The organism is Asaia siamensis, assembly GCF_014635085.1.
In the GTDB taxonomy this organism is placed as follows: domain Bacteria; phylum Pseudomonadota; class Alphaproteobacteria; order Acetobacterales; family Acetobacteraceae; genus Asaia; species Asaia siamensis.
On record NZ_BMCH01000001.1, the window covers coordinates 265,140 to 278,970 of the forward strand.

Below are 13,831 nucleotides of genomic sequence, written 5' to 3' on the forward strand. Positions count from 1 at the left end.
TTCACCGGCAAAGAATAGGCCGCAGACATCATTCAGAACGCGGTTCGGTGCCAGAAATCGTGGTGCCCTTGAGCAGGATCGCGCTGGTCAGGCCTTCCTCTGCGGCGGAATGGGCAACACGCAGCTGATAGCTGCCCGGTGTGACATGCCAGCGATTATCGCTCTGGGAGACGCGGGCAATGGTCTGGAGATCGACCGGAATTGTCACGTCCCGGCTTTGATGGGCAGGCACGGAGATGCGCTGCCAGCCAACGAGACGGCGCCCGATGCCCTGACCTTCGGCATAAAGCTGCACAACGTCGCTGCCATCGCGGTCTCCGTCATTGCGTATCGTCACCGCTGCGGAAGGCGTGCGTTCTGCCTTGACGATGAGGTGGTCGTAAGTGAAGCGGGTGTAGGATAGCCCGTGGCCGAACGGAAACAGCACTTTCCTGTCGGTGCGGGCGAACCAGCGATAACCGACATCCGCGCCTTCATTATAGGCGATCCTGAAACTGGCCGGGCGCCCCTCCGTGAGAGGCGGTGCAACCGGGAGAGCCGGACGCGGCAGGTCATTTTCCGAAAACGGGAAACTGAGCGGCAGATGGCCCGACGGATTGACGTCACCAAACAGGATCTGCGCGATGGCCTCGCCCCCGGCACTGCCGGGATACCAGGCCTGAATAACGGCGCGCACCTGATCCAGCCACGGCATCAGCACCGGCCCTTCGGTTTCAAGCACGACGGTCACATTCGGATTGGCACGCGCAATGGCTGCGATCAGCTTGTTCTGGGCGGCGGTAAGCGACAGCGTGGCGCGGTCACGCCCTTCTGTTGACCATTGGGCGATGAAAAGCACCACGGCATCGGCGCTCTTCGCCGCCTGCTCGGCCTTCGTCAGGTCGGTTTCCTCAGTAAAGGAGATGGCAGCCTGCGGTGCCAGGCGGCGCATATAGGTGAGGGGCGCAGAGGGGTCCCAGACCTGCTGCGACATGATTTGCTCGCCTTTTTGCGGGATCGCATTGCCGCCAAAGGGCAGAACCGTGGGAGAGCCGCCTCCTGAGATCACCCCCTTGTCAGCGTGGCCACCAATCACGGCAATCGATCTGATCGATTTTGACAGAGGAAGGGCAGATTTCTCGTTCCTGAGCAGAACGATCCCTTGCTGGGCGGCCTCAAGGGCCGTCTTGTAGCCCTCAGCCCGATCGACTGGCTTTTTCTCAAGGGGTTGTTCGGCACCAGTGGCGAAGAGACCGTAGAGGATGGGACGCGCCATGGCGCGCAGGGATTGGTCAGATACGACCGAAGCGAGCTGCCCGGGGGCGTAGAACGCCTGAGCGAACAAGGTGCCATTCTTTATGGCGGCGGCGATGCGGCTGGTAGTCTCTGCCGAGAGGGGCGTGTCCTGCAGCATTCCCGTGCCGCCAAGCCCGATTGCCGTGTCGATCTCAGCGCCGGATTCCTGGTTGAGACCGGCTTCTGCCGACTTCTTCGTGCTGTGAACGGCGCCCCAATCGGACATGACATAGCCGGGATAATGCCACTGACGACGCAGGATGTCGGTCAGGAGCGGTTTGCTCTCGCAGCTATAGTCACCCCAGACCATGTTATAGGCGCACATGACGGCGCCGGGCTTGCCGATGCGCAAGGCGATGTTGAAGGCAAGCAGATCGGATTCCATCGCCGCCTCACGCGGGATCGACACGTCATATTGCGTGCGGCCTGTCTCGTAATCGTTCAGGGCGAAGTGCTTGATGGTGGCAAGGATATGGTTTGACTGAGCGCCTCTGGCATAAAACCCGGCAAGACGTCCAACCAGAAGCGGATCTTCACCCAGATATTCGAAATTGCGCCCGCCACGCGGGTCGCGTGTGAGATTGGTTCCTCCCGAGAGCAGGATATTGAAACCGCGATCACGCGCATCACGCCCGACCGAACGGCCAAGGGCCTCGAGCAGGGCGGGGTTCCATGAGGCGGCGCTGGCGAGGGCCGCCGGATAGGCCGTGCTCTCATAGCGTGAATCCTGAATGCGGGCCCCTACGCCAATCGTGCCGTCTGTCTCGGTAATGGCGGCAATGCCGTGCTCGGGCATGGCGGGTGACCACGCGGCTGCATGTTGCGCATCACCGGCAGCGGCAGGGTTTTGCATCATTTCGGGAATATGGGTGACGATCAGCGCTTCGAGCTGTGCGCGGTCTAGTTTGGCGAGTGTGGCATCAACACGCTCATCGAGCGCAGATCTGGCTTCGGCAGAACTCAGAAGCGGAAGCGCACAGAGCGCTGTTGCGAGCAGGCCAGTTTTCAGACGGGAGGACATGATCTTTTTCTCCTCAGGCACGGAGAGATAAAATCTCTCTCATCCTGTCAAACCAGATCCCCTCGCGTGACGTGGAAAAGGTGAAGAAGAGAACTGGTGGTCAACCAGATATTTCTATCGACCCGCTGTAAGGTAAGGTTGCCGTGATCACGGTTAGTTTTGTCTCTTCTGTCTCGAAGAACGGGATGGCGCGTAAGTTCTGGATGGTTGTTTCGGCTTTGCCAGCAGGTCTGGCAGATACTTGTTGCGAATAGAAAATGATTTGACCGTGATGAGGCAGGGGTTAGTCTTGCGGGCAGCAGGATGAAGAGGGGAGGACACTCATGCGCGTGGCGCTCGGGCAATTTGCGGTATTGCCTTCATGGGAAGACAATCTGGCGCTCTGTCTTGCGCAGATTGCCGAGGCGAAAGCCGGTGGGGCGCGGCTCGTCGTGCTGCCGGAAGGAATACTGGCGCGCGATCCGTCAGACCCTGACCACGTGCTGCGCACCGCGCAGCCATTGGATGGCCCTTTTGTTTCGGGGCTCCTCCCTGCGAGCGAAGGCATCATGCTCGTCTTTTGCGTCAACGTGCCCGATGGGTCAGGGCGGTTTCATAATACGCTGGTCGTGATGCAAGATGGCCTCTGCGTTGCGCTTTATCAGAAGCTGCATCTCTATGACGCCTTTGCCATGCAGGAATCGCGGCTGATCGCACCGGGTCATGAGTTGCCTCCTGTCCTGACGCTAGATGGCATGAAGATCGGGTTCATGACCTGTTACGATGTGCGCTTCCCCGAAATGGCGCGCTATCTGGCGCTGGCGGGGGCTGACATTATCGTGGTTCCGGCAGCCTGGTTGCGCGGGCCATCCAAGGAGCGCCATTGGGAGCTCATGCTTGCGGCGCGGGCGCTTGAAAATACGTGTTTCGTGCTGGGGGCAGGGGAATGTGGCCCGCAGAATATCGGCAACAGCATGATCATCGACCCACTGGGAGTGGTCATCGCGGCGCGCGGCGCCACGCCGGGTCTGGTGTTCGAGACGCTTGACCCTGCCAGCTTGCATAAGGCGCGTCAGGCTTTGCCAGTTCTGCAAAACCGGCGTTTCGCTGCCCCTGTGCTGAGCCCATCCCCTGGCGAGATATGATAGCGGGGCGTTCAGCCGCTCTTCGTGACCTGCTCCCAGTCCAGACCGAAACGGGCAAGATATTTTCGCAACCTGTCTGAGTCGTTCTGGCTGGTCTTCCCCTGTCGCGATACGGCGAATAACTGCCGTCCTGCGGCAGAAAGAGAAGCGGATGCGCGGCACGCCCTGACTACCGCAGCGAGTTGTGCCCGGTCAAACGGATCGACGGCATCAGGTGCGTCGCAGCAGCTATCAAGCAATGCCTGATCGGGATCGAGAGCCAAGGCGCGCCACTGTTCTCGTAGTAGAGCGATTTCGGCATCCACCATCGGCAGCGTGATGCGTCCGCGTTCGGCCAAGGTGCAGAGCCGGGTTATCGAGGCCCCTAGATCGCGATAATTGCCGGGCCAGAGGGTGCCTGCATCGCGGGCAAACCGCAGATAGCGGGCATGGGCTTCCTTGTTCAATCCGATCTTGAGGGAGAGGCGCTTTTCGGCTTTTTCGAGCTCATGGGCAATTTCGGCTTCCATATCGTCCGGACGGGCACGCAGTGCTGGTAGTGGGAAGACCCAGAGCATGAGGCGCGCCAGAAGATCGGGGCGGATCAGCTTGTTATGTGCCAGTTCGGCGAGGGAGTGCCTCGTCGCCACGACGAGGTGAAAGCGGCTGGTGAGCGGGGTATCGGCGCCGAGCGGATGGAAAGTACCGCTTTCGATGACGTCAAGAAGCAGGCCCTGCTCGGCATGAGGCAGGCAGTCGATATTATCCAGAAAGAGCATGCCGCCATTTGCCTCGCTGATGAAGCCAGCGCGCTCGGTTCCTGCGAGGCCTGTCACATTGCGCCTCTGTCCGAACAGGGTCGCCATGGCCTGAGGGCCTTGCAGGCCAGCGCAGTTGACGGTGACAAGTCGTCCCCGGAGACGTCGGCGCTGTAATTTCAGCTCGTGGAGACGCACTGCGAGTGTGGTCTTGCCGGTGCCCGTCTCGCCGACGAGCATGATCGGATCGTTTGACAGCGAGGCAACCTGCTCCAGCCTCTCGATGAGCTTGAGGAAAGGGCGGTTTTTAGTATCAATATGACCGCGCAGTCGACTGGAATAAGCCCTTGCCGTCGCCTCGAAGCGATGCTGGAGGGCATCGTAGCGCGAGAGGTCGAGATCAATGATATCGATCCCGCCACGGGCGGTATCGGTCTTGTAAGGCGGGATGCTCTGCAGAAGTGCCGCCGGGATATGGCGGCTTTCCGTGAGTAGAAACCAGCAGATCTGTGCCACATGTGTGCCAGTTGTCAGATGGACATGATAGCGCTCACGATTTTCGTCGAAGCCGTATTTCTCGGCCAAGTCATAGAGCTTTCCATAGACCTCCTGAAAATCCCACGGGTTATCCAGAGGAAATTCGATGAGACGCATTTCGGTATCCGGTGACTCTGCCTCGATATCCTGTGCGAGGCTCATGGCGAGTTTCCTGTATTGCGGGTCGTAGAGCAGTTCAAAGCGAGCAAGTGGAAAATCAGGCTGCGAACAGAGCTGAAGACTCGGGCGCCAGCTTCGGCGTGTCTGATCGAGAGACGTGCCCAGAAAACCAATCACCACATTGTCCAAAACGATCCTCCTGGATAAAGAGCGATACTAACATATCAGTAATATTGATCGCAAATAGGTGGATTCAGAAAAATTATCTTTTAAAACAGATAATTAAGAGAAATTTGAATATTTCTTTCCGGTTCGGTGTCGCCCCCTTAAAACAAGGGGGTGAACAGGAAAGGAAACAGGGTCATGGCAAACAGATCGTTGTTTGCATCTTCGAACGGGCGGCTTGTGGCGCAGAGCACTGGTGTCAACCACTCAGGCGCTCCGGCTTACGATCTGGCTGCGCCGCATAAGCTGGCACAGCTTGCCATGACCGGGGCTTTTGGGGGCGGGTATTACAGGGATGCGGCATCGCAGATGCGCGAACTGATTGCCTTGGCCCAGAAGGTCAGCCCTGGTTTTCTGGCCCGGGCTGCGGTCCATGTGCGCGAACGGGGTCATATGAAGGACACGCCATGTGTGCTTCTTGCTGTGCTGTCGCTGCGTGATCCAGCTCTTTTTACAAAGGCGTTCCTCCGGATTGTGACCAGTGGCAAGATGCTGCGCAACTTTGTTCAGATCATGCGCTCAGGTCAGGTTGGTCGCAAATCCCTGGGGTCTCGGCCCAAAGCGCTTGTGCAGGACTGGTTGAACCGGGCAACGGACGCGCAGCTTCTGTCGGGTTCGGTCGGGCAGTCTCCTTCTCTGGCCAACGTGATTCGCATGGTGCATCCGCATCCGCGGGACCCGGGTCGTGAGGCGTTCTATGCCTGGCTGATCGGTCGGCCTGTTGACACCGCATTGCTGCCAGAGAATGTGCAGGCTCTGCTTGCTTTTCGTAGCGGCCAGAGTGACGTCTTGCCAGACGTACCGTTTCAGCTTCTGGGTAGTCTGGATCTGACCGGCGCCCATTGGGAGATGGTGGCGCGTAGGGCAACCTGGCAGACGCTGCGGCAGGGGCTGAATATGTTCACCCGCAATGGTGCTTTCGGCAATGCCGAGGCAGTTGCCTGTGCGGCCGCCACGTTGCGCGATCCCGAGCGGATAGGGGCGGCAAAGGCCATGCCGTATCAGTTGATGGCCACGCTGCGTGCGCTGTCACCGGATGTCGATCCGGCTCTGGCTGATGCGCTGCACGATGCCATGGAACTGTCGGTGTCGAATGTACCGCGCATCGCAGGGCGTGTTGTGATCTGTCCTGATGTTTCGGGCTCGATGTCCTCGCCCGTCACCGGTTATCGGCCGGGGGCCACGACGACAATACGCTGTATCGATGTGGCGGCACTGGTGGCGGCTGCCATCAAGCGGATCAATCGTGATGCGCTTGTCCTGCCATTCGAGCGGGGTGTCTGCGATGTGGCGCTCGAGCCACGCGATACGATCATGACCAACGCCACACGCCTTGCAGCCATTGGTGGTGGCGGAACGAATTGTGCCGCACCGCTGGCCTGGTTGAACGAGAGGAAGGAGCGCGCCGATCTGGTTATTTTCATCTCGGACAACGAATCCTGGATGAGCGTCGATCGCAATGCTCGTGGCACGGCTCTGATGCGCGAATGGGAAAATATGAAGCAGCGTTGCCCGCGCGCCCGTCTGGTCTGCATCGACATACAGCCTTACGGCACGAGCCAGGCAAGTGAGCGAGAGGATATTCTGAATATCGGAGGGTTTTCAGACTCCGTATTCGACCAGATGGCGGCTTTTGGTTCGGGTGAAGCTGGGGCTGCCTATTGGGTGAAGGAGATTGAACGAGAGGTTCTTTGAATAACCCTGGCTTATGACAGAGAGGGTCAGGTCGAGTGGATTGCACTTTGTCGCGAAGGTTATTCTATTTCGTTACGATCTGGTCGTCAGGGTTTGAAGTCATGCCGGGAGAATGCCTGGCGGAATACAGCTGTTAACTGAGTTTCCGTCAAAATACCTTGTCTCCCGGTGCCGATCTGCGGTCATGCGTATCAGATGCAGTGAATGGCTGTGACAGAAGGGGTGTACCCGACTGTTTGTCATCTTTCTGATGTGTCATGGCCGCGGTGAGGCGCTCTTGCTGGGATTGACGCGTCGCCTGAGGGTGACGTTGCGTGGGTTGTCTGGAGGAATGCGTGCCGGAATACAGTTTCAATGGCTTCCGGCGTTATTCTTGTCCTCCCGTTAAAGCGCCAGTGTCGAGAAAATGCTCGTGGAATTACAGGTAGAGCCCCGTCTGACGGGAGGCGCAGGTTCAATCCCTGCTCTGCTTCATGCAGGTAGCTTAGATAACTTCCGCCCCACTTGTTTTTCGGCATTGGCGCTTTGCGCGCTAACGTCCCCCTCCTCAGGCGCGACCTGTTTTTCACGAAGCAGTGACCTCGCGCGAGGGTGAGTAACCTTGTTCCGGTATTCGTGGTTCTCTCACAGCCGATGTTAACTGTAACGTCAGTTTGTTTCGAGGCGGTGCTTGCGGGGCCTTTCCTGGCGCTCATGCGGTACAATCCCCCTGAAGCGGTATCGCCATCAGCAAGAGGATTATGGTCATGTCCGGCTTGAAGGCTGCCCCCCCTTTCCGCGAACGCTATGGCAATTTCATTGGAGGGCAGTGGCGCGAGCCTGTTGCCGGCCAGTATATCGATAATCACTCTCCTGTTGATGGCCGTGTGCTTTGTCAGGTGCCGCAATCGACCCCGGCGGATATCGACCAGGCGCTGGATGCCGCCGAGCAGGCGCGCGCGGCCTGGGGCAGGACTTCAGTCGCTGATCGCGCTCTGCTTCTGCTGAAGGCCGCTGATCGGATGGAGGCCAGTCTCGACCTGATTGCCCGCGCTGAAACCTGGGATAACGGCAAGCCGATACGTGAGACGCTCAACGCCGATATTCCGCTCGCCATCGATCATTTCCGTTATTTCGCTGGTTGTATCCGCGCTCAGGAAGGCAGTCTGGGTGAGATCAACGACACGACGGTTGCCTATCATTTTCATGAGCCGCTCGGTGTTGTCGCACAGATTATTCCGTGGAATTTTCCCATCCTGATGGCCGCGTGGAAGCTCGCCCCGGCGCTGGCGGCAGGTAATTGCGTGGTCATGAAGCCCGCCCAGACCACGCCAGCCAGTATTCTGGTGGTGATGGATATTATTGGCGATCTTTTCCCGCCCGGTGTGCTGAATATCGTCAATGGCACCGGACGTGAGGTGGGCGATTATCTCGCCAGGAGTCCGCGCATTGCCAAGGTGGCGTTTACGGGTTCGACGGGTGTGGGCAAGACCATCGCCCATGCGGCGGCAGAGAGCCTTATTCCGGCGACGCTCGAACTCGGGGGCAAATCGCCGAATATCTTCTTCGCCGATATCATGGATCGAGATGATTCCTATCTCGACAAGGCGATAGAAGGTTTTGCCATGTTTGCGCTCAATCAGGGGCAGATCTGCTCCTGCCCGAGCCGCGCACTGGTGCATGAATCCATTTTTGACCGCTTCATGGAAAAAGTTCTGCCCCGCGTCCGGGCCATCAAACAGGGTGACCCGCTTGACCCCTCAACCATGATGGGTGCGCAGAATTCGCAGATGCAGCAGGATAAGATCCTGTCTTACATCCAGATCGGCAAGGAAGAAGGTGCCGAGGTGCTGACGGGTGGCAATGCGGCGAAACTGGGTAATGGTCTTGAGAAGGGCTTTTACATCGAGCCGACGGTCTTCAGGGGCCATAACAGCATGAGGATTTTCCAGGAGGAAATCTTCGGCCCCGTTCTGGCTGTGACCACGTTCAAGACGGAAGAAGAAGCGCTCGCTATTGCCAATGACACCGAGTTCGGGCTCGGTGCGGGCGTGTGGAGCCGGGATGCGAATATCTGTTATCGTATGGGGCGCGGCCTGCAGGCCGGTCGTGTCTGGATCAACTGCTATCACGCCTATCCCGCCCATGCGGCCTTCGGCGGCTACAAGAAATCAGGCATTGGGCGCGAGACGCACAAGATGCTGCTCGACCACTACCAGCAGACAAAAAACCTGCTTGTCAGCTACAGCGAAACGAAACTCGGTTTCTTCTGAAACGGGAGGGAAGGGCTTCCGCCCTTTTCCGGGGGGCGGAGCAATGCCCTGCCAGGGCACGGGGCATATAAACCCCGCGCCCGACCGTCTTACTTCGACGTGTCGTTATAAAATGCCGAAACGTCACGCGTGAGCGCGGCGCGGCTGGCAGGGCGGGTATAGAGCATATGGCCGCCTTCATAGAGATGCAGCGCGATGCGATCGGCGCCGACCGGGATATGGTCCTTGGTCCAGCGCGTGGTGCCGAACGGGCAGGCCATGTCGAAATAACCATTGGCAATGAAGATATGCAGACTGGGGTCGAGTGCCAGCATCTTGCGCAGGATACCAACCTGATCGGTCAGCTGTGAGCCGGAGCTAGTGAATTTCCAGGCGCCGTTCACTTCCATGCTCAGCAGATCATAGGTGAGGTCGGTCTTGTAGCCGAGCTCATTGGCCAGATAACCGCTATAGGCATTGCCATAGGCACGACCGAAACCGGACAGCGTCATTTCCGGGCTCTGGCCGTTCTCGATGCCATCGGCATAGGGGTCTGGGATCGACTGGGTGAAATCGTAAATGCCGTACAGGCGGCCATCGCGGCTGCGCACGTCATGCGCAAACGGGTTGGGCTCGCCCATTTCCTTGGTGATGACATCGACCGGCAGGCCCGTGCGGGCGGCGAGATCGGTATAGAATTTCTTCGCGTCATCGCCCTTGGGCGGGGCATTGGCGATGGTGGTCAGATACGGCCCGAGCGCATAGTGATAGGCCTCATCCACCGCCTGCGGCGTCAGCTTGCCGGTTTGTGATAGATGCGAGGCGATGAAGGTGGGCAGCGCCATGGCCGAGGCCATCGGGTTGTTTGTGTTGTCCAGAAACTGCATCTGGATGGCGGGTGAGATCATCACGATGCCATTGACGATGAGGTTCTGCTGCTGCTGCAACGCATCAGCCACCTGTGCCGAACGAATGCCGCCATAGCTCTCGCCCACCAGATAATGCGGCGAGCCCTGACGCCCGTTTTCACCAACCCAAAGCGCAATGGCCTTGGCGAAAGCCTCGCCATCCTTGGTCACGCTATAGAACTGCTCGGCGGCCTTTTTCGGGTCGGTCGGCTGGGAATAACCCGTACCCACAGCATCGATGAACACCATGTCGGTGGCGGGCAGCCAGCTATCCGGGTTGTCGGCCAGATGGGCGCGCGCGCCATCTTCCGGATGATCCGCCGGGAATTGCAGCACGCGCGGGCCAGCCGCACCGAGATTCAGATAGGCCGTGCCCGCACCGGGGCCGCCATTGAAGAAGAACGACACCGGGCGCGTCTGGGCATTCGCCCCGTCCTTCGTATAGGCCACGTAGAAGACCTTTGCGGAGGGCTTGCCCTCCTTGTCACGCAGCGTGACCGTGCCCGCATGGGCGGTATAGGCAATGCTCTGCCCGCCTGCGGTCAGATGATGTTTGGTGATGGAGTCCGCAGGCAGCAGCGCCGCCAATCCCTCCTTCGGCGCCTCGCTCTTTGCGGGCTCAGCCGCATGAGCGGCGGGGAGAAGGGGCAGGGCGAAGCAGGCCGAAGCCAGCAACGCCGCAACAAGAGTCTTGCGCGACATGCAAAGTCCTTTCGAGTTTGGAACAGTATAACAATCTCGGAAGGGGGTGCAATGTGGGGGCTCAGGGCGATGCCCTGAAACCCGGCAAAGGGCCGTCGCCCTTTGGAAACCCGTCTCAAAGTTTGGTCCCCGAGTAGCGGCTTTCGCTTGCATGTCAGACAGATGGGGTGCCCGCTTCACATCCCGATAACGGATTTAGCTGCTTTAAAGCCTATCGGTCGACTAACGTAGGAAGCGGACTTGGCTGGGGTTCTAGGTATCTTGGCTGCCTAGTGCTGCCGACCTAATAATGGACCTCTTTGACTTTGTCCGCCCGGGTGTGCAACTTCCCCAAAAGAGAACTTTAATGCCAAAGATTGGTGTGGGCATGACTTTCAGCATCATCTCAATTTTTGTTTCCTATCAATTTTCCTGATTGACAGCTCGATCCAGTCGAGGGGCGTGGCCCACCTGAAGTCTTATTGGATTGAATGCAAACCAGATTATGGCTATGATCAACAACACTGTAATAATTCGAATTAGAATGGGGAATTAGTTTGCGCCAGAAATCCAAATTCCCATTTTAAGGTTTCCGAAATCAGACCAGCCATTGGCAGTTTCTTAACGTTTTCTTTAAACCTGCAGTAACGAGGCTCTTCATTACGTGGTTTGCGTTAGCTCCTGCAGTTGTGAAAGCTTTCCAGAACCTACCCAATCCTCTTATGGTCACCGTGGGAAACATAACTTATAAAATTTCATTAGAGCTACCGTTTCGATGGGAGATACTTTGGTTGGCTTCCCTAAGCTATGCCATTGCATTTGTCTTACACCTGATTTTTTGCCCTGGATTCATTAAAAGATACCAAAGTTACAATTCGTATACTGATCGTGGCCACTCTCCAAGATGGTTGGTTTGGGAAGTTTTTCGCGCGTGGAAGGCAATTTCTGAACGTGCCCGTCAAAAGCTCTTTGATCGACTGGTCGATAAACAATATGCGGTGGCGGAGCACACTGATCTGTCACCTTTTGCCGAGCCCTCAGTGTCGCAGAGTGGTACGGAGTGGGCATTCGAGCGCAAAAATAAGATGTATGTGCTAAGAATAAATGAGGGATTTGACAGTAATAGGCAGAGAGATCTTTTTTGGGAAATTTTAGGGAGATATGGAGCGAGTTGGTTTCTGATTCGATACTTCGTGTGGCTTCTTCTGACGATCTCTGCAGTTCTGGTCCTATTTGTGGTCGTTGAAAATATATATTTTGTTCTATAGTATATGTTGGATAATGGAATATAAATACTATCTGGCCCTTACGAGCCAGTTGCCGTTCTGTAGTGTTCCACTCCGTATCGACACTTACAGCAGTTGCCAGTTCTCGTGTTCATACTGCTTCTCAAAGGCTAGGGGCGGATCCTCACTTGCGAAGTCAAATCAAGAGATTTCCCCAAGTCAACTCGAGAAGCGTCTGCATCGAGTGTCACGTGGTCGAATTTCCGGAGCGGTAGACGAATTTCTCTCAAGGAGAATTCCGGTCCAACTAGGAGGGATGAATGACCCCTTTAGTCCGTGGGAGCGGGAAAAAAGGAGAACGCTAGAAACACTCAAGGTCCTGAGAGATTTTCATTACCCGACTTTGATCAGCACTAAAAATACTATGCTGGCTGAAGAACCTTACTTGGAGATATTACAGGATGGAAATTTCTTGGTTAGGATATCAGCCACAGCGGGCTCTTCCGACACGAGAGTAAAACTTGAAAAGGGGGTTCCACTTTGGGAAGCCCGCCTTAAGGCGGCCGAGAAACTATCGTCGAAGGGCGTTCCAGTCTCCTTTAGGTTTCAGCCAATTGTCTACGATGAAAACGAACATGTCATTAGTATGATCCGCTCAGCTGGCTCCTCGGGCGTTCGGCATATATCGGCTGAGTATCTCAAATTGCCGATCGAAAAGAGCTCTCGTCAAGCGTCATATTTGGCGCGTTCGTTCCCCAATATGGCTGATACTTATCGGCAGAACCACGCTCGGCAGGTCGGGCGTGAACTCGTTCTTTCATCATCTGCCAAAGCAGAAGGCCTGTATCAATTGAGAGCAGAAACGATTAGGAATGAAATGTTGTTTGGATTTGCAGAGAATGAATTTCTGCATTTAAATACGTTTCAGTCGTGCTGCAATGCCGCCGATCAATTTTTGGAAAATGCAAATTTCTTTTCATCGAATATTCTGGGTATTATAAAAAGGCAGCTGAATGCAGAGAAAATCACTTTTCATCTGCCAGACAATTTCTGGGTTCCGACCAATAGTGTTTTTAGCCATCTGAACTCTAGATCGCGTGGTAAAGAAGGCAGTGACACGGGAAGCTCACCACGTGAGCGGTGGATCAAGTTGCTACAAGACAAATGGAACTCCAAATCCGAACGTGGTGGCCCGTCTGGCTTTTGGGGAATTTCGGATCTGGGCGAAGTCGACCGGCACGGTAACAAAATTTTCTCTATGGATCAGAAGGCTATGATCGATTTTTGAGTAGCCGTTTTCGTATGAACTGAAGAGGGAGGTTGGGCTTTAATTCAAAGATTTTGACCTGCGGCGGGTCGTCAGTTAGGCAGGATAATGACTGGAGCGAGCTGCGCGGCTGCGAGGACGGTTGATTTTAGCTTGTCGTAGCGGGTTGCGATGGCGCGGAAACGTCTGGATCTATCAAAGAACCGCTCGCCAAGGTTCCGTTCCCCCGTAAAGAGCGAAGTCTGTTTCCCACTGGGTTGTTCTGTTGCATTTGGGGGGATGATCACAGCAATCCCGCGCTCTTTCAGCCGATCAATCAGCCTGTCTGCGTCATACGCCCTGTTGGGGAGGAAAACGTCTGGATCGATGTTCTCGAGCATCGGTTCCGCCTGACGGATATCCGTATCCTGTTCCGGTAGGATATCGATCTCCACCGGTTTCCCGATAGTATCGCAGATGGCATAGATCTTCGTGGTCAGTCCGCCCCGGGATTGAAGGTCTCTTTGTTTAAGCAATTAGGCTCGCTCTCAGGGCTGCAGCGAATAACCGCTTTCCACCCGTTCTTGTCGGCGCTTGGCGGGATGCTCCGTTGTTCATGAATCTTGCGGAAGGATCGCGAGCCGCTTAAGCCGCCATGGAGGTAAATGTCTGCTTTCTGGTTTATCCCGTTCGAAACCAGACAGGCCGGCCCCCCCCCCAACGCAGACATCGCGCAATACTATATGTATCGGGATGAAAGGGGCTCCCGCCCCTTTCCGGGGGGGGGGGGGGGGGGGGGGGGGGG

The 13,831-nt window shown here is 56.6% G+C and carries 8 protein-coding genes; 4 read left to right on the forward strand and 4 right to left on the reverse strand.

The genetic code is table 11. The features are described from left to right. Window positions 1-28 precede the first annotated feature (28 nt). Complete coding sequence (locus IEV53_RS01070; RefSeq protein WP_188424751.1) at window positions 29-2,296, reverse strand: glycoside hydrolase family 3 C-terminal domain-containing protein; 2,268 nt, start codon at window positions 2,294-2,296, stop codon at window positions 29-31. Window positions 2,297-2,619: 323 nt separating this feature from the next. On the opposite strand from IEV53_RS01070, the gene IEV53_RS01075 reads away from it, so the two are divergent. Further along, a complete protein-coding gene (locus IEV53_RS01075) occupies window positions 2,620-3,420 on the forward strand; it encodes a deaminated glutathione amidase (RefSeq protein WP_188424753.1) in 801 nt (266 codons plus the stop codon). A gap of 11 nt (window positions 3,421-3,431) precedes the next feature. Here IEV53_RS01075 and IEV53_RS01080 read toward each other — a convergent pair whose 3' ends face one another. Next, a complete protein-coding gene (locus tag IEV53_RS01080; protein WP_229719525.1) occupies window positions 3,432-4,994 on the reverse strand; it encodes an RNA repair transcriptional activator RtcR family protein in 1,563 nt (520 codons plus the stop codon). Window positions 4,995-5,177: 183 nt separating this feature from the next. On the opposite strand from IEV53_RS01080, the gene IEV53_RS01085 reads away from it, so the two are divergent. Continuing rightward, the gene (locus IEV53_RS01085) at window positions 5,178-6,734 is read left to right on the forward strand and encodes a vWA domain-containing protein (protein WP_188424757.1); all 1,557 of its coding nucleotides are present in this window, start codon (window positions 5,178-5,180) and stop codon (window positions 6,732-6,734) included. Between the two features lie 746 nt (window positions 6,735-7,480). Continuing rightward, a complete protein-coding gene (gene exaC / locus IEV53_RS01090) occupies window positions 7,481-8,986 on the forward strand; it encodes an acetaldehyde dehydrogenase ExaC (RefSeq protein ID WP_371869805.1) in 1,506 nt (501 codons plus the stop codon). An 89-nt stretch (window positions 8,987-9,075) separates the two neighbouring features. Here the strand turns inward: exaC and IEV53_RS01095 are convergent, their stop codons facing one another. Continuing rightward, the gene (locus IEV53_RS01095; protein WP_188424761.1) at window positions 9,076-10,575 is read right to left on the reverse strand and encodes a S10 family peptidase; all 1,500 of its coding nucleotides are present in this window, start codon (window positions 10,573-10,575) and stop codon (window positions 9,076-9,078) included. A gap of 1,260 nt (window positions 10,576-11,835) precedes the next feature. Here IEV53_RS01095 and IEV53_RS01100 point away from each other — a divergent pair. After that, the gene (locus IEV53_RS01100) at window positions 11,836-13,068 is read left to right on the forward strand and encodes an SPL family radical SAM protein (RefSeq protein WP_188424763.1); all 1,233 of its coding nucleotides are present in this window, start codon (window positions 11,836-11,838) and stop codon (window positions 13,066-13,068) included. A gap of 71 nt (window positions 13,069-13,139) precedes the next feature. Here the strand turns inward: IEV53_RS01100 and IEV53_RS01105 are convergent, their stop codons facing one another. Further along, window positions 13,140-13,562: a transposase gene (locus tag IEV53_RS01105; protein ID WP_264784292.1), complete on the reverse strand. Its 423-nt coding sequence runs from the start codon at window positions 13,560-13,562 to the stop codon at window positions 13,140-13,142. Window positions 13,563-13,831: the final 269 nt, after the last annotated feature.

Coding starts and splice junctions, on each gene's coding strand:
- IEV53_RS01070 (WP_188424751.1), bottom strand. CDS start 2,296: ATGTCCTCCCGTCTGAAAACTGGCCTGCTCGCAACAGCGCTCTGTGCG.
- IEV53_RS01075 (WP_188424753.1), top strand. CDS start 2,620: ATGCGCGTGGCGCTCGGGCAATTTGCGGTATTGCCTTCATGGGAAGAC.
- IEV53_RS01085 (WP_188424757.1), top strand. CDS start 5,178: ATGGCAAACAGATCGTTGTTTGCATCTTCGAACGGGCGGCTTGTGGCG.
- exaC (WP_371869805.1), top strand. CDS start 7,481: ATGTCCGGCTTGAAGGCTGCCCCCCCTTTCCGCGAACGCTATGGCAAT.
- IEV53_RS01095 (WP_188424761.1), bottom strand. CDS start 10,575: ATGTCGCGCAAGACTCTTGTTGCGGCGTTGCTGGCTTCGGCCTGCTTC.
- IEV53_RS01100 (WP_188424763.1), top strand. CDS start 11,836: ATGGAATATAAATACTATCTGGCCCTTACGAGCCAGTTGCCGTTCTGT.